Below are 19,445 nucleotides of genomic sequence, written 5' to 3'. Positions count from 1 at the left end.
CCGGCTCGACGGTTCAGGGGACGGCGATCTTGTCCATGATCTGCGCCGCCAACGCCTCCGACAGCTCGGCCCGGCGCAGCTCGTAGACCGGCGTGAAGAAGATGCGGTGCCCGAGCACCGGCGTCAGCACCGCGGCCAGGTCGGCCGGCTCCAGGTGCGTGCGCCCTTCGAGCCAGGCCACGGTGCGCGCCGCGCGCAGCAGCGCGCTCATGCCGCGCGGACTGGCGCCGGCGAGGATCAGCCGCTCCATGTCCACGCCCTCGAGCCGGATGCCGAACTTCTGCGGCGTCTCCGTGGCTTCCCACAGCTCGAGCACGTAGCGCTCGATGGTCTGGCTGGCGCGCACCGTGCGCTGCACCTGCGCGCCGATGGCGTTGAGCCGGTCCCAGGGCAGGATGCCCGATGCCACCCTGTCGATCAGGCCTTCGGTGTCGTGGAACGCGGTGTCGAACACCAGCGACCGGCGGATGCCGGGGTCGGCCGGCTTGGGCATGTTCAGCTCGAACATGAAGCGGTCGCGCGCTGCCGACGCCAGCTCGAAGGTCTCCTCCCGCTCGACCTTGTTGCGATCGGCGAACACCGTCATGTGCGGAAAGCTGTATTCGCGGTCGAAGGCGGAGACGGTGCGCTCGGCCATGGCGCGCAGCAGCAGCGACTGCACCTGCGGCCGGGCCCGGTTGATCTCGTTGAAGAAAAAGGTGACCAGGCGTTCGCCGTGGCGCAGCAGCGGCCCCGGATCGATGCGCGGTCGCCCCTGGGCATCGACGTAGGTGTGATAGACCAGGTCGCCCGGCATCAGGTCGACGGTGCCCTCGACGCGCTCGAAATCGCCGCCGATGGCGCGCGAGAAGGCGCGCAGCACGGTGGTCTTGCCGACGCCGACGTCGCCTTCGAGCAGCACGTGGCCACGCGCGAACAGCGCGACGTTGATGAGCCGGATGGTCTGCGTCTGCCCGATCACGGCCTTCGCGACTTCGGTCTCGACGCGAAGCGCGAGCTGGCGCCAGTCTTCGAGTTGTTCCTGCGAGCTCATGGTCCCGGTCCCGGGCTTGCTATTTCGACTCGATCAGCTTCTTCAGGTTGTCCAGCCCGCTGCGGTACACGCCGGTGATGGCCTTCAGCGCGGCTTCGTCGTTCTGCTCCGGCGGCGGGTTGTTGTTCGGGTAGCCGCGGTAGAAGGCGCCGCGCCACTCGACCACGGACTTGCCGCCGTCGGCGACGACGGAGAGGGTGGAGGTGTAGTTCGTCACCGGCAGCGCGCCGCCGTCCTTGGCGCGGTAGCTGTACTTCTTCTGCGCGCCGTCGTAGTTTTCGAGCGCCTCGATCATCGTGCCGCCGCCCTTGAGCTTGAGGGTTCGCACCGAGCCTTCGGTGTTGCCCTTGTCGGCGGGACTTTCGGCCACGGCGGGATGCCAGTCCTTCAGCGCATCGAAGTTCTTGACCACGGCCCAGACGGTCTCGGCGGGCGCCTCGATGACGACTTTTTCCGTCACCTTCTGGCGTGTCGGGCCGTGGGCCAGGGCGGGCGCCGATGCGGCGAGAAGCAGGGACGCGGCGAGGATCGTGAGGGCCCTTCGGCTGGGAGCATGGGTCATGGAGGTTCTGAAATGGATTGACGGGGGAATGGGGGAAGGGAAAAGGGGCGGCTGCGGCGGTGCTCAGTGATCGATCGGCGCGCCGATGAAGGCGCCGAAGCCGCGGCTGTTCTTGCCGGTGGCAATGGTCTGGCGCTTGCGTCCGCTCTCGGCATCCAGCACCTGCACGTTGTCGTCCATCCAGTTCACGACGTAGACGCGGTCGCCGTGCGCGGCGACGCCCTCGGGATAGGCGAAGCCGGGAAGGGTGCGCAGCACCCGCAGCGACTCGGCGTCGACCACGCTCACGCTCTCGTCGTGCTGGTTGGTCACGTACAGCAGCGCGCCGCCCAGCGCCAGCGCCGCGCCATACGGCGCCTTGCCGACCTTCACGGTGGCGATGACCGCCGGCCGGCGCGTGTCGCGCATGTCGATCACGGAGACGTCGTTGCTTTGCACGTTGAGTGCATACAGCCGCGTGCGCGCTGCGTCGTAGAGCAGCGCGAAGGGATGGCTGCCGACGCGCACGCGCGCGAGCACCCGCTGCTTCGCGGTGTCGACGATCGCCACGCTGTCGTCGTCGCGCTCGGCCACGAACACGGTGGTCCCGTCGTCGTGCACGGCCACTCCGGCGGGCGCCCGGCCCACGGGGATCGACGCCAGCGGCGCGGCGGCGCCGGTGCCGCGCGCGTCGAACACCAGCAGTTGACCGGCGTACCAGTCGGCGACGTACAGGTGGCGGCCGTCGCTCGAGACGTCCAGGCCTACAGGCCCCTCTCCCGCCGGCAGGGTGTCGACCACCTTCTGCTGCCGCATGTCGATGACCGAGATGGTCCTGCTGTCGGGGTTGGATACGAAGACGCGGCCCGCCTGGCTGGAAGCCACCACGCCCGCCGGGGAGCGGCCGACCGGAACGGTGGCCACGACCTGCTGCGACGCCAGGTCGATCACCGACACGTCATGGCTGCCCTGGTTGGTGATGTAGGCGAAGGGCGCGGCCCAGGCCGGGGCGCAGAGCATCAGGGCGGCGAGGCATCCGCTGCGCAGGGGTGTCGAGGGGCCCCACATGGCGCTGCGCATGGGCGCCGTTCAGCGCGCGTCGGCCGGGCCGATGAAGCAGCCCTTGTTCACCTTGGCCTGCAGCGCGCGGTAGCGCTTGATCTCGGCCTGCAGCTTTTCCGAATCGCGGATGTAGCCGCCGCGCTCGCCGCCGATGGTGGTCGCCTTGCTGGCGGTGCTCATCTCCACGTAGTCCTCGTACTTGATCTCCTTGGCGAGCGCGTCGAGCGCGCAGGAGCACTTGTTGATCATCTCGAAGGTGCTCGCGCCGGGATGCGCAGCCATGCACTCCTGCACGTAGAGCACGCGGTCCACGGTGGGGAAGTCGTTCACGGGCGCGGCAGCGTGGCGGGCAGCACCGTGTGCGGCCATCGGCAGGGCGAGCAGGCAGAGAAGGCGAAGGGTTCTTGTCATGAAGTTAGCGTGGCGGCGCCTTGGCGCCGTCGATGAGGAGCTCCTCGACCATCACGGGCTTGGCGGCCAGGCCTTCGCCGGGGATCTGCGTCCGGATGCCGTAGACGCCCCCCGGCACGGCGGCCGAGAGGAGGAAGCTGTAGTTCTTCTTCGCGAAGCGCTCGTAGCGCGGTCGGTTCGGGTCGTCCAGGAAGGGGCTGAAGACGATCTCCTTGCCCTTCACCGCGTGCCCCTGGTAGCTCAGCGTCACGTCGCGGACCTCGGCGTTCTGGTAGATCGCCATGCGCAAGCGCTTGCGGAAATGGTTCTCGGCGCCCCCGGTGAGGCGCTTCATCTCGCGCACGTCGTGCTCGAGGAAATAGAGGATCACGGGGTTGCCTTCGGCTGACGCCACGTCGGGCGCGGGCTGCTTGCGCGCTCCGCTCAGGAACGAGCCCTTGGCATCGCAGCAGCCGCCGTCGGCCTTGGCGCTCAGGGCCACGGTGACGTTGTCGGTGAAGGCCTCTTCCAGGCTGCCTGTCTTGCCGAAGGTGTAGCGCAGCAGGGTGGGCGGCTGCAGGTTCTGCAGCTGCTGCGTCATGAACAGCAGGCGCTCCGCGGTCGAGTAGTCCTGCTTGTCGGCCTCGGCGTAGGAGACCGGGGCCGTGGCCAGCAGGGCGCAGAGAGAAGCAGTGAGGGCGAAGCGCATGAAAACACCCGCTCAGTTGGTCGGCGCCCCGAACGATGCATCCACCACCGGGACCCCGTACTCCTTGAGGATCGCCTGGATCTCGGCCGCCTTGGATTCGATCAGCCCCTCGACCTGCTGCTTCCATTCGCGTTCGCCGTAGCGCACGCCCATGGCCATCTGGTAGTCGAGGCGAATTCCCTTTTCGGACTTCAGCGGCACCACGGTCAGGCTCGGGGTCTTGACCCGCCGGGCAAAGTAGCCGGCGATGGGGCCCCAGACGACGACGGCGTCGAGCTTGCCCTCGGCCAGGTCGTGCTCGACGATCTCGCCCGGATACTGCGCCGGATCGGCGCTCATGATCTTGTAAGGCACGCCTTGTTCGAGCAGGCCATGCCGATTGAGCCACTGCGAGGCCGGCGAGCGGTCGTAGATGCCGATGCGCAGCGACTTCAGCTTGGCCGGGTCGAGCTTGAGGAAATCCTCGCCCGAGGCGACCTGGTCCATGCCCTTGCCCTTGGGGAAGACGAGGGCATAGGTCGAGCGGTAGTAGGGCTTCGTGACCGAGACCTCGTCGAGCCCGACGGGCACGCCCATCACGATGTCGCAGGGATAGTCCTGCCCCGGCAGCTTGAAGCGCAGCGTGTTGCGGAAGAAGGCCAGCCGCTGCGGAAACGAGTAGTAGGTGACCGGCAGGCCCAGCGCCTTGCCGAACAGCTCGGCGATCCGGTTCTCGATGCCCTCTCCCTTGGTGTTCGAGAAGGGCATGTTGTTGGGGTCCTGGCACACGCGCAGCGCCGTGCGCGGCGGCGTGTCCTGGGCGATGGCGGGAACCAGCGCGCAACAGCATGCCGCACCCAGGACGCCCGCGCGCAGGCGGGCACCGATGGCGAAGGCCTGGCCGGCACGCCGCGTCCGGATCATTTGTCTTCTTCCACGCGGGCGCGGGTGATCGCGCCGTCGGACCGGCCCTTGAGATAGGCGTAGAGCTGGTCGATGTTGTCCATCACGCCGTGGTTGTTGCCGAAGCTCTGCATGCCCTTGTCGAGCCGGCCGTCGCGCACGGTCTTGATGAAATCTTCCTTCTTCATGGTCTTGAGGCTGTTGATCAGCGATGGGCCGACCAGGCCTTCCTGGTTGGGCCCGTGGCAGCGATCGCAGGCCGCGGAGCGCCAGGCGCGGAATCCCTTCATGGTTTCGGAATCGACCTTGTAGCCGTCCTTCACCTTGTAGGGCGCGGGGTCGGTCGCAGCGGCAGCCAGGGTGCAGGCCACGCCGGCGATCAGTACGAAGGAAGGCAACAACGTTGACAGACGAAATTTCATGGCTCCTGGGTCTCCGATAACTTGAGGAAAGTAGAGGGGAGAGCCCTCTCACGAGTGCTCTCCCGGCCGCACGGTGCGGATCGCGTTTCAGCGCGGCAGCGCGAACACCGTCAGCGAACCGCCGAGCTCGGTGTACTGGGCCAGATCCTTGTAGCCGCCGACAGCGCCGAGTCCTTCGGTGCTCTTGTCCGGATCGATGCCCGCCGCCATGCCGATGCCGGCCCAGCCGCCGATGCCCGAGAGCACGCCGATGTACTGCCGGCCCTTGTTCTCGTAGGTGAACACGTTGCCGATGATGCCCGAGGGCGTCTTGAACTTGAAGAGCTCCTTGGTGATGTCCTTGGAGTCGACGCACTTGAGGTAACCCTCCAGCGTGCCGTAGCAGGAGATACCGCCCGCGGTGTTCAGCGCGCCGCTCCACACCGAGAATTTCTCGGGCTTGCTTTGCACGATCTTGCCGGTGCCGGCGTCCCAGGTGATGTAGTTGCCCATGCCGCCATGGCTTCCCGGGGTGGGATACATCGAGAGCGTGGCGCCCACGTAGGGCTGGCCGGCGGTGTACTCGACCTTGAACGGCTCGTAATCCATGCAGACGTGGTTCGTCGGCACGTAGAAGAGCTTGGTGTTGGGGTCGTAGGAAGCCGGTTGCTGGTCCTTGCTGCCCAGAGCCGCGGGGCAGATGCCCTTGGTATTGACGTCGGGGCCGTTCTTGGCGGTCGAGTACTTGGCCACCACTTCCGGCCGGCCGGTCTTCATGTCGACGTGCGTGGCCCAGTTGACCTTCGGGTCGTACTTCTCGGCCACCAGCAGCGCGCCGGTCACGCGGTCCAGCGTGTAGCCGAAGCCGTTGCGGTCGAAGTGCACCAGTGCCTTGGTCGGCTTGCCCTTGACGTTGATGTCCGCCAGGATCATTTCGTTGATGCCGTCGAAGTCCCACTCGTCATAGGGCGTCATCTGGTACACCCAGTTGACCTTGCCGGTGTCCACGTCGCGCGACCAGATGCTCATCGACCACTTGTTGTCGCCGGGGCGCTGCGCCGGGTTCCAGGTCGAGGGGTTGCCGCTGCCGTAGTACACGGCGTTGGTCGCCTTGTCGAAGCTGTACCAGCCCCAGGTGGTGCCGCCGCCGATCTTCCACTGGTCGCCCTGCCAGGTCTTCAGCGAGGAGTCCTTGCCGACCGGCGCCATCTTGCCGTCGGTCCAGGTCATCGTCTTCTGCGGGTCCATCAGCATCTCTTCGTCCGGCCCGGTGCTGTAGCCCTTCCAGGCCAGCTTGCCGTCGCTGATGTTGTAGGCCGCCAGGAAGCCGCGCACGCCGAACTCGCCACCGCTGATGCCGGTGATGACCTTGTCCTTGAAGACATGGGGCGCGTTGGTGTTGGTGGCGCCGACCTTCGGATCGCCGTTCTTCACCGTCCACACGACCTTGCCGGTCTTGGCGTCGAGTGCGACCAGGGTGGTGTCCGCCTGCTGCAGGAAGACCTTGCCCTCGGCATAGGCCAGGCCGCGGTTCACCGTGTCGCAGCACATGACCGCGATCACCGACTGGTCCTGCTTGGGCTCGTACTTCCAGAGGATCTTCTGGGTTTCCACGTCCAGCGCGAAGACCTTGTTCGGGAACGGCGAGTGCAGGTACATCGTTCCGTCGATCACCAGGGGCGCACCCTCGTGACCGCGCAGCACGCCGGTCGAGAAGGTCCACGCGACCTGCATCTTGCCGACGTTGCTCTTGGTGATCTGGTTCAGCTTGCTGTAGCGCTGGTTGTACATGTCGCCCGCTTGCATCGCCCAGTTCTTCGAGTTGGCGATGTTCTTCTCCACGTCGGCATTGGCATGCGCCAAGGCCGGAAGAACCAGCATCGCTAAGCCGACATGCCGTACGAGACGGCTGACGATCTGCTTCAAAAATCGCATAAATGTCTCCTCACATTTGACAGTGGGTATCGAACATCGATCATGGCCGCCTTCGGGTCTTTCGAACGTCGGCGAAAGCAGCGGACCGCAACATCCATGCCCACCTTGGGTCGCAGGTGGACACCCGGCATGTCGATGCGCGTGCGGTGCGCCCGGTCCGCGGGCTCTCTCCGGCGAAGAGCCTTTCGAGAGGCCCTCGTGCGCGAACCCGCGCGGGCCGCGCAAGGCCATCGGACCTAGGGAAATCCCGGGCGTTCGATGCCTTCGCGTGCGCCGCATCGAGCACCGCAGCCGCACCGCGCGCCGCGTGCGCATCCAAATTTGACGCAAAGTGTCTCGCCTCATGAAAGGATGACGAGTGCCCCGTGGGCGGCACAGCCATTGCACGGGTCCATGGGGACGGATGCATCACCGTGAAAACCCGGGGGCACGCAGGGGCACGAAAGTTGCGGACTTTCATCGAACCACCAATACCATCAACCCTCCATAACCGACAGCCCGACGCATCCCACCGGCCTCCATGCTGCGAACCATCGACCTCATCAAGCGCTATGGCACGCGCACGGCACTGCAGTCCTTGTCCATGCATCTGGCCGCGGGCCAGTTCGTGGCATTGCTGGGGCCGAACGGCGCCGGCAAGTCGACCCTGTTCCAGGTCCTGACGGGCATGTTCGCCGCCGACGCGGGAGAGGTCGAAGTGGCCGGTCATTCGCTGCGGCATTCGGCGACCGCGGCGCTCCGTCACATCGGCGTCGTGTTCCAGCAGATGTCGCTGGATCTCGATCTCAGCATCCGGCGCAACCTGTTGTTCCAGGCCGACCTGCACGGGCTGCCGCGGCGGCTGGCGCAGGCGCGCATCGCCTCGGCCTGCGAGCGCCTGAACATCGATGCCGACCTGAACCGCAAGGTGCGCGAGCTGTCGGGCGGCAACCGGCGCAAGGTCGAGCTCGCCCGGGCGAGCCTGCATCGCCCGGCCGTCCTGCTGATGGACGAAGCCACGGTCGGGCTCGATCCGAAATCGCGCCAGGACCTGCTGGCCGCACTGCGCGCCGACGTGCGCGAACGCGGGGTGTGCGTGCTGTGGGCGACACACCGGGTCGACGAAGCCGAGCAGGCCGACCGCGTGCTCGTGCTGCACAAGGGAGCGCTGCTGGCGGACGGCACGCCGGCGCAGGTGAGCGCGCTGCTCGGCGGCACCACGCTGGAGGAGGGCTTTATCGCGCGCACCGCTTGACACTGGTTGAAACCGAATCCCCCCAAGAACAAGAGATGGAGACATGCATGCCGGAACTTTCCTTGTCGTCGCTGGTTCGCGCCGCCGGCGCGCTGGCGATGGCAGCCGCAACCCAGATCGCGACGGCGCAGGGCGTTGCCTATGTGTCCAGCGAGAAGGACAGCGCGCTGACGATGATCGACCTGGCGACGCTCGCCGTGAAGGGCACGATTCCCACCTGCAAGCGCGCGCGCCATGTCCAGCTGACGCCCGAGCGGCTGCTGATGGTCGCCTGTACCGACTCGAACCAGGCCGACGTGATCGACCCCGCCAGCGGCAAGTCGGTGCGGCGCATTCCGCTGGGCGACGAGCCCGAGGCCTTCGACCTTTCGCCCGATGGCAAGGTCATCTATGTCTCCAACGAAGACGCCAGCGAGGCCAGCTTCGTCGATGCCGCGAGCGGCAAGAAGCTGCGCTCGGTGAAGGTGGGCGCGGAGCCGGAAGGCGTCAAGGTGAGCGCCGACGGCAAGACCCTGTACGTCACCTCGGAAGTGGCGAGCCTCGTGCATGTGATCGACACGGCCAGCGGCAAGGTCATCAAGAACATCCGCGTCGGCAAGCGGCCGCGGCGCATGGCGATCACGCCCGACGGCAAGGAGCTGTGGGTCACCAACGAGCTGGGTGCCAGCGTCAGCATTGTCTCGACCGCCACGCACGAGGTGATCGACACCGTGAAGTTCGAGCTGAAGGGCGCACGCCCGGAGGACATCACGCCGGTCGGCATCCAGATCTCGAAGGACGGCCGGCGGGCCTTCGTCGGACTCGGGCGCGCGAACCACGTCGCCTTCGTCGACGTGGCCAGCCGCAAGGTGGGCCCGCTGGTGCTGGTGGGCAAGCGGGCCTGGAACGTCACGCTCGACCAGGCGCAGGCGCGCCTTTACGTGGTCAACGGGCTCTCCGACGACGTGACGGTGGTCGACGTGGCAGGCGCCAAGGCGATCAAGAGCATCCCGGTCGGACGCGTGCCCTACGGACTCGCGATCGTCGAATGAGGAAGCGCAACACGGTCTCCCTGCTTTCGTTCGCATGGCTGGCGGCGCTTCTCGCCGCGCCTGCGCCGGCGGCCGCGGCGGTGCTCAAGGCCACGCTGATCACGCCTGCGGACGATGCGCGCATGGAGCGCACGCGCCTCGAGCGCGCCTACCTCGGGCATCCGGGCGGCCCGCTCTCGGAGGGCATGGAAATGGCTGTCGACGAGGCCGGGTTCGAGCTGGAGGCCGCAGGTGCGCAAGTGGCGCTGGCCAGCGTGCCGGCCGCTTCGATCGATGCGGCGCGCACTGCCGCGGTGGCGGCCGAGAAGAACGGCGCCGCCGTGCTGCTGACCGACTTGCCGGCCGACTGGACGCTGGCGGTTGCGGATGCGGTGAAGCTGCCGGTGCTGAACCTGAGCGAGGCCTCCGACCGGCTGCGCCAGCAGGACTGCCGCGCGCGGCTGTTCCATCTGATTCCGAGCGAGCGCATGCGCAGCGATGCGATGGCGCAGACGCTGGTGTCCCGCAAGTGGAGCAAGCTGCTCCTGCTGGTGGGCACGAGCGCGCAGGACGCCACGCGTGCCGCCACCGTGCAGGCATCGATCAAGCGCTATGGACTGCAGGTGGTGGGCACCAAGCCTTTCAAGCTCTCGGCCGACCCGCGCGAGCGTGACCTGGCCAACCCGCTGCTGCTGACCGCCGGCAGCAGCTACGACGCGGTCTGGGTGGTCGACAGCGACGGCGAGTTCGCCCGCACGCTGCCTTACCGCACCGTGCTGCCGCGCCCGGTCGTGGGCGATGGCGGCCTGGTGGCGCTGGCCTGGCACGCGCAGTTCGAGCGCTACGGCGCACCGCAGGTGTCGCGGCGTTTCGCCAAGGCCGCGAAGCGGCCGATGACGGCGACCGACTGGGCGGCGTGGATGGCCGGCAAGGCGCTGACGGCCGCCGCGATCGCCGCGCCCAAGGGGCCGAATGCGGCCTGGGCCGAGGCCCTGGCGAAGAACGCGCTGGACGGCTCCAAGGGCACCGGCCTGAGCTTCCGCGCCTGGGACGGCCAGCTGCGCCAGCCCATGCTGCTGAGCGACGGGCAGGGCGTGATCTCGCTCGCGCCGGCCGAAGGGGTTTTGCATCCGCGCAACGTGCTCGACACGCTGGGCGCGGATGCGCCGGAGAAGCTATGTCCGAACGCGCGCTGAAGATCTCGAAGAAAGCGCCGGAACAGGTGCCGGAAGGCGCGAGCGCCGAGCCGATGGCGCGGCGCGGCCTGGCCCATGCCCTGCAGGCGATGCGCGCGATCATGCTGCGCGAGCTGTACAAGTTCTCGCAGCAGACCGGGCGGCTGGTGTCGGCACTGGTGCGACCGCTGCTGTGGCTCGCCGTCTTCGCCGCGGGCTTTCGCAACGTCTTCGGTGTCGCGATCGTCGAGCCCTACGACACCTACATTCCCTACGACGTGTACATCGTGCCCGGGCTGGTCGGCATGGTGCTGCTGTTCAACGGGATGCAGTCTTCGCTGGCGATGGTCTACGACCGCGAGATGGGCCTGATGCGCCTGCTGCTCACGGCGCCGCTGCCGAGGCCGTGGCTGCTGTTCTCCAAGCTGTGCGCCACCGCGCTGCTGTCGGTGCTGCAGGCGATCGCCTTCGTGGTGGTCGCCGTGCTGATCGGCACCGATCTGCCGCTGCTCTCGCTCGCCGGCCTGCACGCGCTCGCGGCGATGGCGGCCGGCGCGCTCATGCTGGGCGCGCTCGGGCTGCTGCTGTCGGTGCACATCAAGCAACTGGAGAACTTCGCCGGCACGATGAACTTCGTCATCTTCCCGATGTACTTCCTGTCCACCGCGCTCTACCCGCTCTGGAAGCTGGAGGAGTCGGGGGCCGGCTGGGTGTACCAGCTGGCGCGCTTCAATCCCTTCACCTACGCGGTGGAGTGGATGCGCTTCGCGCTCTACGGCAAGGACCCGGGGCTCGCCCCCTATGTCGTGCTCGGTTGCCTGGTGGTCTTCTTCGGCCTGGCCTGCTGGGGCTACGACCCGCAGCGCGGCTTCGGCGGACTGACCAAGCGGGGAGGGGGGGCGTGATGCGATGCAGCCCGCCGGGCCGGCGCCGCTGGCTGCGGCAGGCCGCCGCGCTGGCGCTCGGCGCGCTGCCGCTGGGCCGGGCGATCGCGTCCTCGCAACCCTTTCCTTCACGGCCCGTCACGCTGTGGGTGCCCTGGCCGGCCGGCGGCGCCACCGACATCTCGCTGCGCGTGCTGGCCGACCTGGCGTCGCCCTGGCTGGGCCAGCCGGTCACGACCGAGAACCGCGGCGGCGCGGGCGGCACGCTGGCGATGCCGGTGCTGCAGCAGGCCCGGCCCGACGGCTACACCATCGCCCAGATGCCGCAACCGGTGTTCCGCGCGCCCCACACGCAGAAGGTGCTGTGGGACCCGATCCGCGACGTGACCCCGATCATCCAGGTCTCCAGCCTCACCTTCGGCGTGCTGGTCGCGGCCGGCAGCCCCCTGCGTTCGCTCGACGACCTGTTCGCCTTCGCGCGCGCGCGGCCGGGCGAGCTGACCATCGCCACCAACGGCATCGGCACCACGCCGCACGTGGTGCTCGAGGAGCTGTTCACCGCGCGCGGGCTGCGCTACATCCACGTGCCGTACAAGGGCACGTCCGAGCAGCTGAACGCGATCGCCTCCGGGCAGGTGATGGCCGGCGTCAATTCCACCGGCTTCGGGCCGGCGGTCGATGCCGGAACGCTCCGGCTGCTGGTGATCTTCACCGCGGAGCGCTCGAAGCGCTGGCCGCAGGTGCCGGTGCTGCGCGAGCTGGGCTTCGACATCGTGGCCAAGTCGCCGTATGGCCTGGCCGGACCGCGCGGCCTGCCGCCGCGGGTGCTGTCGGTGCTGCACGACGCGTTCAAGAAAGCCATGTTCGACCAGCGCTTCAAGGACGAGCTGGCCAAGTACGACCAGGAGGTCGACTACCTGGGCCCCGAGGACTATGCGCAGTCGTGCCGCGAGATCTTCGCGCAGGAGCGCGCCATCGTCGAAAAGATGGGGCTGGCCCGTACCGGCACCTGACAGGAGCGCGCGCTTGAATCCATCGAACCGCCAGACCACCCGCCGGCTCCTCGGGCTGGCCGTCGCCGCCGTGACCTGCCCCCTGCAGGCCGAGGCGCTGGCGCAAGCCCCGCAGGAGCGCGCCTTGCCGACGGTGGAAGTGGTCGGGACCATGCCGGTGCCCGGCACCGAGCTGCCCAGGGACCAGATTCCGTCGAACGTGCAGACAGCCGACGACGTGCAGCTGCGCCGCGCGCAAAGCCTGAACCTGCCGGATTTCATGTCGAGCCAGCTGCCCGGCGTCAGCGTGAACGAGATCCAGGGCAATCCGTTCCAGCTCGACGTGAACTACCGCGGCTTCACCGCCAGTCCGCTGCTCGGCACGCCGCAAGGCCTGTCGGTGTACCAGGATGGCGTGCGCATCAACGAGCCCTTCGGCGACGTGGTGAACTGGGACCTGATTCCGAAGGCGGCGATCTCCAGCATCACGCTCCTGCCTGGCTCCAACCCCCTGTTCGGCCTGAACACGCTGGGCGGCGCCCTGTCGCTGCAAACCAAGCGCGGCGACACGCATCCGGGCACCGAGCTCGAACTGCAGGCCGGCTCTTTCGGCCGGGTCGGCACCGAGCTCACGCACGGCCGCAAGCTGGGGGAGGATGGCCACCTGTTCCTGGCGCTGGGCGGCCTGAACGAACACGGCTGGCGCGACGATTCGCCGTCGCGCGTGCGCCAGCTCTTCGCCAAGGTGGGGCAGGACCGCGGCAGGCTCTCCTGGGACCTGAGCTTCACCCATGGCGACAACACGCTGGTGGGCAACGGCCTGCTGCCCGAGTCCATGCTGCTGCAGGACCGCAGGCAGGTCTACACGCGGCCGGACCGGACCGAGAACCGGATGTCGATGCTGACGCTCAACGCCAGCTACCAGGTGAGCGAGCTGCAGACCCTTTCGATGACCGCGTACACGCGACGCTCGCGCTATGCGACGCTGAACGGCGACCTCAACAACGCCTTCGCGCCGCCCGAGGTCGAGGCTTCGGCCCTCGAGAACCGCACGCACACCCGGCAGCAGGGCGAAGGGGTGGCGCTGCAGTCGACCCTGAGCGCCGGCATTCACCGGTTCACCTTCGGCGCTTCGGTGGATCGCGCCCGCACGCATTTCATGCAGACCGAAGCGGGCGGTTTCCTGGACGCCACCCGCGCGGTGGTGCCGCAGGAGGAGGCCGAGGTCGATGCGCTGCTGGCCGGCAAGAGCCGCACGGCCAGCCTCTACGTCCACGACCTGGTCATGCTCCGGCCCGACCTGCAGCTCAGCCTCTCGGGCCGCTACAACGACACCCGCGTCACGACGCGCGACGAGGGGCGGGCCCAGCTCGGGCTTCCCACCCAGCTCGACAGCGAGGGGCGCTACCGCAAGTTCAATCCGGCGGCCGGCCTCACCTGGCAGGCCACGCCGCAGCTCACGGCCTATGGCGGCTGGAGCCAGGGCAACCGCGCGCCGAGCCCGATCGAGCTGGGCTGCTCCGATCCGCTGAACCCCTGCCTGCTGCCGAATGCGATGCAGTCCGATCCCCCGCTGAAGCAGGTGGTCTCGCAAACCTTCGAGACCGGGCTGCGAGGCACGCTCGCGCCCGGCCTGCGCTGGAACGCCTCGGTGTTCCGCACCGTGAACAAGGACGACCTGCTGTTCGTCAGCAGCGGCCTGTCGCGCGGCTACTTCAGCAACTTCGGGCGCACCTTGCGCCAGGGAGTGGAACTCGGGCTGGGGCAGAAAGGAGAGCGCCTGGACTGGTCGCTCTCCTACAGCTACCTGCGCGCCCGGTACGACTCCCCGGCCTGCCTGGTGTCCGAATCGAACAGCAGTGCCGAGACCAGCCCGGCCTGCACCGGCGAGGGCGAGATCGCGGTGCGCCGCGGCGACCGGCTGCCCGGCCTGCCCGCGCACCAGCTGAAGCTCAACGTCGACTGGCGGGTCACGCCGGCGTGGAGCGTCGGGGCGCAGTACCGCGCCTACTCGCGCCAGAACGTGCGCGGCAACGAGAACGGCGCGCAGGTGCCCGACGGCATCGCCTTCAACGGCAGCGGCCACCTCGGAGGCTATGCGCTGCTCGACCTCACGACGAACTGGAAACTGGGCCCGCACTTCGAGCTTTTCGCCAAGGTGGCCAACGTGTTCAACCGCCGCTATGCCAGCGCCGGCCAGCTCGGGCGCAACGGCTTCGATGCCAGCGGGGCCCTGGCGTTGCCCGCTGCATGGGTCAACGAGCAATTCGTGGCCCCGGGCGCGCCGCGCGGCGTGTGGGTCGGGGTGCGGATGCAGCTTGGCGCCTGACTCTGCGCCGGGGCATTGCGGAGGGCCTCGCACGGCCGAGCGAAGCACGCACCCTGCCTCGTGAGCGTGGCTGGGCTCAGGCCCGCTGCGCGCTGCGCTTGCGCGCCGGCTTGCGCACGGCCGGCATGCGGCCGAGCTGCTGCTCGATCTGGGCCTGGCCGTGGGCGCGCAGGTAGTCCTCGAAGGCCAGCGCCACCTGCGGCAATTGCCGCGACGAGAGGTGCATGACGTACCAGTCGCGCACGATCGGATTGTCCGGCACCGGCAGCAGCCCCAGCAGGCCGGCGTTCATCTCGAGCACGCAGGTGTGCATCGACAGGAAGGCGATGCCGAAGCCCGCGGCGCACATCTGCTTGATCGCCTCGTTGCTCGACAGCTCGGAGCCGATGCGCAGGGGCAGGCCGTTGTCCTTGAAGAAGCGTTCGACCGTGGTGCGCGTGCCGGAGCCGCGCTCGCGCACCAGCATGCGCGTGTCCGACAGCAGGGCCAGGCTGGGTTTGGGCGCCGACATCAGCGGATGGCCGGGCGCCGCAAGGAAGGCCATCGGGTGCTTGGCGAAGGCGCTCGAATCGGTCTTCAGCTCGGCGGGTGGGCGGCCCATGATGGCGATGTCGATCTCCTGGCCCGCGAGCATGCGGACGATCTCGTCGCGATTGCCGACCTGCAGCTTGAGCTTCACCTTCGGATGTTCTTTTGCGAAGTTGACCAGGATGGGCGGCAGCAGGTATTCGGCCGTGGTGATGGCGCCGACCCGCAGCGTGCCGGAGAAGACCCCCCGCAGGGTGGCCATCTCCTCGCCGGCCTCGCGCCACAGGTCGAGGATGCGCCCCGCATAACCGGCCAGCAGCTCGCCGGCCTCGGTCAGCCGGATGCCGCGGCCGGTGCGCTGCAGCAGCGGCGTGCCGGCCGATTCCTCGAGCGTGCCGATCTGGATCGACACCGCGGGCTGCGTCAGGTGCATCTCGTCGGCGGCCAGGGACACGCTGCCGAGCCGGGCCACGGCGTGGAAGGTGGTGAGCTGCCGAAAGCTTGCGTGCTTGGAAAGTGGCATGGGACTGATATTAGATTTGCCAAATGCCAATGTCAAAAGATTTGATTTTTCCTAATCATTGAAGCCGCCTACATTCGCTTCACCAGCCACTCATCTCGAAGGCGAATCCGATGGGCAACATGAACGAATCGATCCAGATCACCGACGCCAAGAAGCGCTACTCGGCCGGCGTGCTGAAGTACGCGCAGATGGGCTACTGGGACGGCGACTACCAGCCGAAGGACACCGACATCCTGGCGCTGTTCCGCATCACGCCGCAGGAAGGCGTGGACGCCGTCGAAGCCGCCGCCGCGGTGGCCGGCGAGTCGTCCACGGCAACCTGGACCGTGGTGTGGACCGACCGGCTCACCGCCTGCGACATGTACCGCGCCAAGGCCTACCGGGTGGAGCCGGTGCCCAACAACCCGGGCCAGTACTTCTGCTACGTGGCCTACGACCTGTCGCTGTTCGAGGAGGGCTCGATCACCAACGTCACCGCCTCGATCATCGGCAATGTCTTCAGCTTCAAGCCGCTCAAGGCGGCGCGGCTTGAGGACATGCGCTTCCCGGTGGCCTACGTCAAGACCTTCGCCGGGCCGCCCACCGGCATCGTGGTGGAGCGCGAGCGGCTCGACAAGTTCGGGCGGCCCCTGCTGGGTGCGACCACCAAGCCGAAGCTGGGGCTGTCCGGCCGCAACTACGGCCGCGTGGTGTACGAGGGCCTGCGCGGCGGCCTGGACTTCATGAAGGACGACGAGAACATCAACTCGCAGCCCTTCATGCACTGGCGCGACCGTTTCCTGTTCGTGATGGACGCGGTGAACAAGGCGAGCGCCGCCACCGGCGAGGTCAAGGGCAGCTACCTGAACGTCACCGCCGGCACGATGGAAGAGATGTACCGCCGCGCCCAGTTCGCCAAGGAGCTCGGCTCGGTGATCGTGATGGTCGACCTGGTGATCGGCTACACGGCCATCCAGTCGATGAGCAACTGGTGCCGGCAGAACGACATGATCCTGCACCTGCACCGCGCCGGCCACGGCACCTACACGCGGCAGAAGAACCATGGCGTGAGCTTCCGCGTGATCGCCAAGTGGATGCGCATGGCGGGCGTAGACCACATCCACGCGGGCACCGCGGTCGGCAAGCTCGAGGGCGATCCGATGACGGTGCAGGGCTACTACAACGTCTGCCGCGATACGCACACCGAAGTCGACCTGCCGCGCGGCATCTACTTCGAGCAGGACTGGGGCGCGCTGCGCAAGGTGATGCCGGTGGCCTCGGGCGGCATCCACGCCGGCCAGATGCATCAGCTGCTGGACCTGTTCGGCGACGACGTGGTGCTGCAGTTCGGCGGCGGCACCATCGGCCATCCGCAAGGCATTCAGGCGGGGGCCACGGCCAATCGCGTGGCGCTCGAAGCCATGGTGCTGGCGCGCAACGAGGGCCGCGACATCGCCAACGAGGGGCCGCAGATCCTGCGCGACGCCGCCCGCTGGTGCACGCCGCTCGCGGCCGCGCTCGACACCTGGGGCGAGATCTCCTTCAACTACGCCTCCACCGACACGTCCGACTACGTGCCGACGCCGTCGGTGGCCTGAACCGGTTCACGAGGAGCAACAGACATGCGAATCACGCAAGGTACCTTTTCATTCCTGCCCGACCTGAGCGACGAGCAGATCGGACGGCAGGTCGAGTACTGCCTCGGCAAGGGCTGGGCGATCGGCATCGAGCACACCGACGACCCGCACCCGCGCAACACCTTCTGGGAAATGTTCGGCAATCCGATGTTCGACATCCAGGACCCGGCCGGAGTGATGCTCGAGCTCGCGGCCTGCCGCAAGACCTTCGCGCAGCAGTACATCCGCGTCACGGCCTTCGACTCCACCCACGGGACCGAGTCGGTGGTGATGTCCTTCATCGTCAACCGGCCGGCGAACGAGCCGGGCTTCCGCCTGATCCGCACCGAGGAGGCGGGGCGCACCATGCGCTACAGCATCGAGAGCTACGCCGTGCAGGCGCGGCCCGAAGGCGCGCGGTACTGAGGCGAAGCGAGGCACCCGCATGGACAGCGCCGCGCCGATCGCCACCGATACCGCCACCGCACCGAGGCAGCTCTTCGAGTCCTCGGGGGTGAAGGCCCTGCTCGACCAGCTCGATGCCGAGCTGATCGGCCTGGCACCGGTCAAGGGCCGCATCCGCGACGTCGCGGCGCTGCTGCTGATCGACAAGCTGCGCCAGGCGCAGGGCCTGCAATCGCAGCCGCCCTCGCTGCACATGTCCTTCACCGGCAATCCCGGCACCGGCAAGACCACGGTGGCGATGCGCATGGCCGAGGTGCTCAAGCAGCTGGGCTACGTTCGCAAGGGCCATCTGGTGGCCGTGACGCGCGACGACCTGGTCGGCCAGTTCATCGGCCACACGGCGCCCAAGACCCGCGAGGTGATCAAGAAGGCGATGGGCGGCGTGCTGTTCATCGACGAGGCCTACTACCTGTACCGGCCGGAGAACGAACGCGACTACGGACAGGAATCGATCGAGATCCTGCTGCAGGTCATGGAGAACCAGCGCGACGACCTGGTGGTGATTCTTGCGGGCTACAAGGATCGCATGGAGACCTTCTTCGGCAGCAATCCGGGCATGGCGTCGCGCATCGCGCATCACATCGACTTCCCGGACTACAGCGAGTCCGAGCTGATGCAGATCGCGCAGCTGATGCTCACGCGCTTGCACTACAGCTTCGACGACGGCGCGGCCTCCAGCTTCGCGCGCTACGTGAGCCTGCGCCGGCGGCAGCCGCATTTTGCCAATGCACGGTCGGTGCGCAATGCGCTCGACCGCATCCGGCTGCGCCACGCCACGCGCCTGTTCGGCAGCGAGCAGGCGCTGTCGCGCGAGCAGCTCTGCACGCTGGAAGCGCAGGACATCCTGGCGAGCCGCGTCTTCGCTTCGCCGGCGCCAGCAGAGGGGGCGCAAGCCGCGGCGCCCGGCCGCTCCCAGGGCGTTCGCACCGCGATGCGAAGCACGGAGGTTTCCCGATGAGCATCGAAGCGCTGGTGTTCGACGTCGACGGCACCCTGGCCGACACCGAGGAGGTGCATCGACGCGCCTTCAACCTGGCCTTCGAAGAGCTCGGCATGGGGTGGCGCTGGGAGCGCGCCGAGTACCGGGCCCTGCTCGCAGTGACCGGCGGCAAGGAGCGGCTGAAGGCCTACATCGCCGGCCTGCCCCTTGGCGGCTCCGAGAAGAAGCGCCTGCAGGAGCGCGTGCCGGAGCTCCACGCCGCGAAGACGCGCCATTACACCGAGATCGCGCGCCAGGGCGGCCTCGCACTGCGTCCCGGCGTGGCGCGCCTGCTCGACGAGGCGATCGGCGCCGGCCTGCGCCTGGGAATCGCCAGCACCACGACGGCCGTGAACATCGACGCCTTGCTGCTGGCCACGCTGGGCCCGGCCGGCCTGTCGATGTTCGACGTGATCGCCTGCGGCGACCAGGTGCGCGCGAAGAAGCCGGCACCCGACATCTACCGCCTGGCCATCGACACGATGGGCGTGCCGCCCGAACGCGCGATCGCGGTCGAGGACTCGGCCAACGGCTTGCGCTCGGCCCTCGGCGCCGGCCTGTGGACCCTGGTCACGCCCACCTACTGGAGCGAGGGCGGCGATTTCAGCGGCGCGGGGCTGGTCCTGCCCAGCCTCGGCGATCGCGACCAGCCGCTCGCCGGCGAGCCGGGCGAGCGGCTGCAGTCGCAGGCCTGGCTCAGTGTCGACGAGCTCACGCGCAGGGCGACGGCCGTGGCGCCGCTGAACGCGGTGCAGGCGCTTTACCGGGAGCCGTGAAA

The 19,445-nt window shown here is 68.1% G+C and carries 19 protein-coding genes; 10 read left to right on the top strand and 9 right to left on the bottom strand.

What is annotated here, in order from left to right:
- Positions 1 to 13: 13 nt before the first annotated feature.
- The 8 genes from J2739_RS11380 to J2739_RS11345 all read right to left on the bottom strand — a co-directional run bounded on the left by J2739_RS11380 (position 14) and on the right by J2739_RS11345 (position 6,899).
- Complete coding sequence (locus J2739_RS11380) at positions 14 to 1,033, bottom strand: AAA family ATPase (RefSeq protein WP_309901590.1); 1,020 nt, start codon at positions 1,031 to 1,033, stop codon at positions 14 to 16.
- A 19-nt stretch (positions 1,034 to 1,052) separates the two neighbouring features.
- Positions 1,053 to 1,595, bottom strand: a complete 543-nt coding sequence (locus tag J2739_RS11375; protein ID WP_309901588.1) for an SRPBCC family protein — start codon at positions 1,593 to 1,595, stop codon at positions 1,053 to 1,055.
- A 63-nt stretch (positions 1,596 to 1,658) separates the two neighbouring features.
- On the bottom strand, positions 1,659 to 2,654 hold the full coding sequence (locus J2739_RS11370; RefSeq protein WP_309901586.1) for a YncE family protein: 996 nt from the start codon (positions 2,652 to 2,654) through the stop codon (positions 1,659 to 1,661).
- A gap of 9 nt (positions 2,655 to 2,663) precedes the next feature.
- Positions 2,664 to 3,047 carry a hypothetical protein gene (locus J2739_RS11365; RefSeq protein WP_309901584.1) on the bottom strand — a complete coding sequence of 128 codons (384 nt, stop codon included), beginning with the start codon at positions 3,045 to 3,047 and terminating at the stop codon, positions 2,664 to 2,666.
- A gap of 4 nt (positions 3,048 to 3,051) precedes the next feature.
- Complete coding sequence (locus J2739_RS11360) at positions 3,052 to 3,735, bottom strand: hypothetical protein (RefSeq protein WP_309901582.1); 684 nt, start codon at positions 3,733 to 3,735, stop codon at positions 3,052 to 3,054.
- A 12-nt stretch (positions 3,736 to 3,747) separates the two neighbouring features.
- Positions 3,748 to 4,638, bottom strand: a complete 891-nt coding sequence (locus tag J2739_RS11355) for a substrate-binding domain-containing protein (protein WP_309901580.1) — start codon at positions 4,636 to 4,638, stop codon at positions 3,748 to 3,750.
- Positions 4,635 to 5,039: a c-type cytochrome gene (locus J2739_RS11350; RefSeq protein ID WP_309901578.1), complete on the bottom strand. Its 405-nt coding sequence runs from the start codon at positions 5,037 to 5,039 to the stop codon at positions 4,635 to 4,637. The genes J2739_RS11355 and J2739_RS11350 overlap by 4 nt, the downstream gene beginning before the upstream one ends.
- Positions 5,040 to 5,126: 87 nt before the next feature.
- A complete protein-coding gene (locus tag J2739_RS11345; RefSeq protein WP_309901576.1) occupies positions 5,127 to 6,899 on the bottom strand; it encodes a methanol/ethanol family PQQ-dependent dehydrogenase in 1,773 nt (590 codons plus the stop codon).
- 574 nt (positions 6,900 to 7,473) lie between these two features.
- Between J2739_RS11345 and J2739_RS11340 the strand changes: the two genes are divergently transcribed.
- Genes J2739_RS11340 through J2739_RS11315 form a run of 6 tightly spaced genes read left to right on the top strand, consistent with a single transcriptional unit; the run spans position 7,474 to position 14,577 of the window.
- Entirely contained in the window at positions 7,474 to 8,187 is a 714-nt protein-coding gene (locus J2739_RS11340; RefSeq protein WP_309901574.1) for an ATP-binding cassette domain-containing protein, read from the top strand.
- A 47-nt stretch (positions 8,188 to 8,234) separates the two neighbouring features.
- Positions 8,235 to 9,218, top strand: coding sequence for a PQQ-dependent catabolism-associated beta-propeller protein (locus J2739_RS11335; protein WP_309901572.1), 984 nt, complete (start codon positions 8,235 to 8,237; stop codon positions 9,216 to 9,218).
- The gene (locus J2739_RS11330) at positions 9,215 to 10,393 is read left to right on the top strand and encodes a type 1 periplasmic-binding domain-containing protein (protein WP_309901570.1); all 1,179 of its coding nucleotides are present in this window, start codon (positions 9,215 to 9,217) and stop codon (positions 10,391 to 10,393) included. Before J2739_RS11335 ends, J2739_RS11330 begins: the two co-directional genes overlap by 4 nt.
- The gene (locus J2739_RS11325) at positions 10,375 to 11,277 is read left to right on the top strand and encodes an ABC transporter permease (protein WP_309901568.1); all 903 of its coding nucleotides are present in this window, start codon (positions 10,375 to 10,377) and stop codon (positions 11,275 to 11,277) included. Before J2739_RS11330 ends, J2739_RS11325 begins: the two co-directional genes overlap by 19 nt.
- On the top strand, positions 11,277 to 12,269 hold the full coding sequence (locus J2739_RS11320; RefSeq protein ID WP_309902125.1) for a tripartite tricarboxylate transporter substrate binding protein: 993 nt from the start codon (positions 11,277 to 11,279) through the stop codon (positions 12,267 to 12,269). The genes J2739_RS11325 and J2739_RS11320 overlap by 1 nt, the downstream gene beginning before the upstream one ends.
- A gap of 13 nt (positions 12,270 to 12,282) precedes the next feature.
- A complete protein-coding gene (locus J2739_RS11315) occupies positions 12,283 to 14,577 on the top strand; it encodes a TonB-dependent receptor (RefSeq protein ID WP_309901566.1) in 2,295 nt (764 codons plus the stop codon).
- A 76-nt stretch (positions 14,578 to 14,653) separates the two neighbouring features.
- Here J2739_RS11315 and J2739_RS11310 read toward each other — a convergent pair whose 3' ends face one another.
- Entirely contained in the window at positions 14,654 to 15,628 is a 975-nt protein-coding gene (locus J2739_RS11310) for a LysR family transcriptional regulator (RefSeq protein WP_309901564.1), read from the bottom strand.
- A gap of 110 nt (positions 15,629 to 15,738) precedes the next feature.
- Between J2739_RS11310 and J2739_RS11305 the strand changes: the two genes are divergently transcribed.
- Genes J2739_RS11305 through J2739_RS11290 form a run of 4 tightly spaced genes read left to right on the top strand, consistent with a single transcriptional unit; the run spans position 15,739 to position 19,443 of the window.
- Complete coding sequence (locus J2739_RS11305) at positions 15,739 to 17,205, top strand: form I ribulose bisphosphate carboxylase large subunit (RefSeq protein ID WP_405053871.1); 1,467 nt, start codon at positions 15,739 to 15,741, stop codon at positions 17,203 to 17,205.
- 24 nt (positions 17,206 to 17,229) lie between these two features.
- Entirely contained in the window at positions 17,230 to 17,649 is a 420-nt protein-coding gene (locus J2739_RS11300; RefSeq protein WP_309901562.1) for a ribulose bisphosphate carboxylase small subunit, read from the top strand.
- A gap of 19 nt (positions 17,650 to 17,668) precedes the next feature.
- A complete protein-coding gene (cbbX, locus tag J2739_RS11295) occupies positions 17,669 to 18,646 on the top strand; it encodes a CbbX protein (RefSeq protein WP_309901560.1) in 978 nt (325 codons plus the stop codon).
- Positions 18,643 to 19,443, top strand: a complete 801-nt coding sequence (locus tag J2739_RS11290) for an HAD-IA family hydrolase (RefSeq protein WP_309901558.1) — start codon at positions 18,643 to 18,645, stop codon at positions 19,441 to 19,443. Before cbbX ends, J2739_RS11290 begins: the two co-directional genes overlap by 4 nt.
- The last annotated feature ends 2 nt before the right edge of the window (positions 19,444 to 19,445 follow it).

Source organism: Variovorax soli, from assembly GCF_031454625.1.
Classification (GTDB): Bacteria; Pseudomonadota; Gammaproteobacteria; order Burkholderiales; family Burkholderiaceae_C; genus Variovorax; species Variovorax soli_A.
The sequence above is the reverse complement of the archived record's forward strand: the minus strand, read 5'-3'. Positions and strand labels throughout refer to the sequence as shown.

What these genes read in the sequence shown, in the direction of transcription:
- J2739_RS11380 (WP_309901590.1), bottom strand. Translation starts at nt 1,033, where the DNA reads ATGAGCTCGCAGGAACAACTCGAAGACTGGCGCCAGCTCGCGCTTCGC.
- J2739_RS11375 (WP_309901588.1), bottom strand. Translation starts at nt 1,595, where the DNA reads ATGACCCATGCTCCCAGCCGAAGGGCCCTCACGATCCTCGCCGCGTCC.
- J2739_RS11370 (WP_309901586.1), bottom strand. Translation starts at nt 2,654, where the DNA reads ATGCGCAGCGCCATGTGGGGCCCCTCGACACCCCTGCGCAGCGGATGC.
- J2739_RS11365 (WP_309901584.1), bottom strand. Translation starts at nt 3,047, where the DNA reads ATGACAAGAACCCTTCGCCTTCTCTGCCTGCTCGCCCTGCCGATGGCC.
- J2739_RS11360 (WP_309901582.1), bottom strand. Translation starts at nt 3,735, where the DNA reads ATGCGCTTCGCCCTCACTGCTTCTCTCTGCGCCCTGCTGGCCACGGCC.
- J2739_RS11355 (WP_309901580.1), bottom strand. Translation starts at nt 4,638, where the DNA reads ATGATCCGGACGCGGCGTGCCGGCCAGGCCTTCGCCATCGGTGCCCGC.
- J2739_RS11350 (WP_309901578.1), bottom strand. Translation starts at nt 5,039, where the DNA reads ATGAAATTTCGTCTGTCAACGTTGTTGCCTTCCTTCGTACTGATCGCC.
- J2739_RS11345 (WP_309901576.1), bottom strand. Translation starts at nt 6,899, where the DNA reads ATGCTGGTTCTTCCGGCCTTGGCGCATGCCAATGCCGACGTGGAGAAG.
- J2739_RS11340 (WP_309901574.1), top strand. Translation starts at nt 7,474, where the DNA reads ATGCTGCGAACCATCGACCTCATCAAGCGCTATGGCACGCGCACGGCA.
- J2739_RS11335 (WP_309901572.1), top strand. Translation starts at nt 8,235, where the DNA reads ATGCCGGAACTTTCCTTGTCGTCGCTGGTTCGCGCCGCCGGCGCGCTG.
- J2739_RS11330 (WP_309901570.1), top strand. Translation starts at nt 9,215, where the DNA reads ATGAGGAAGCGCAACACGGTCTCCCTGCTTTCGTTCGCATGGCTGGCG.
- J2739_RS11325 (WP_309901568.1), top strand. Translation starts at nt 10,375, where the DNA reads ATGTCCGAACGCGCGCTGAAGATCTCGAAGAAAGCGCCGGAACAGGTG.
- J2739_RS11320 (WP_309902125.1), top strand. Translation starts at nt 11,277, where the DNA reads ATGCGATGCAGCCCGCCGGGCCGGCGCCGCTGGCTGCGGCAGGCCGCC.
- J2739_RS11310 (WP_309901564.1), bottom strand. Translation starts at nt 15,628, where the DNA reads ATGCCACTTTCCAAGCACGCAAGCTTTCGGCAGCTCACCACCTTCCAC.
- J2739_RS11305 (WP_405053871.1), top strand. Translation starts at nt 15,739, where the DNA reads ATGGGCAACATGAACGAATCGATCCAGATCACCGACGCCAAGAAGCGC.
- J2739_RS11300 (WP_309901562.1), top strand. Translation starts at nt 17,230, where the DNA reads ATGCGAATCACGCAAGGTACCTTTTCATTCCTGCCCGACCTGAGCGAC.
- cbbX (WP_309901560.1), top strand. Translation starts at nt 17,669, where the DNA reads ATGGACAGCGCCGCGCCGATCGCCACCGATACCGCCACCGCACCGAGG.
- J2739_RS11290 (WP_309901558.1), top strand. Translation starts at nt 18,643, where the DNA reads ATGAGCATCGAAGCGCTGGTGTTCGACGTCGACGGCACCCTGGCCGAC.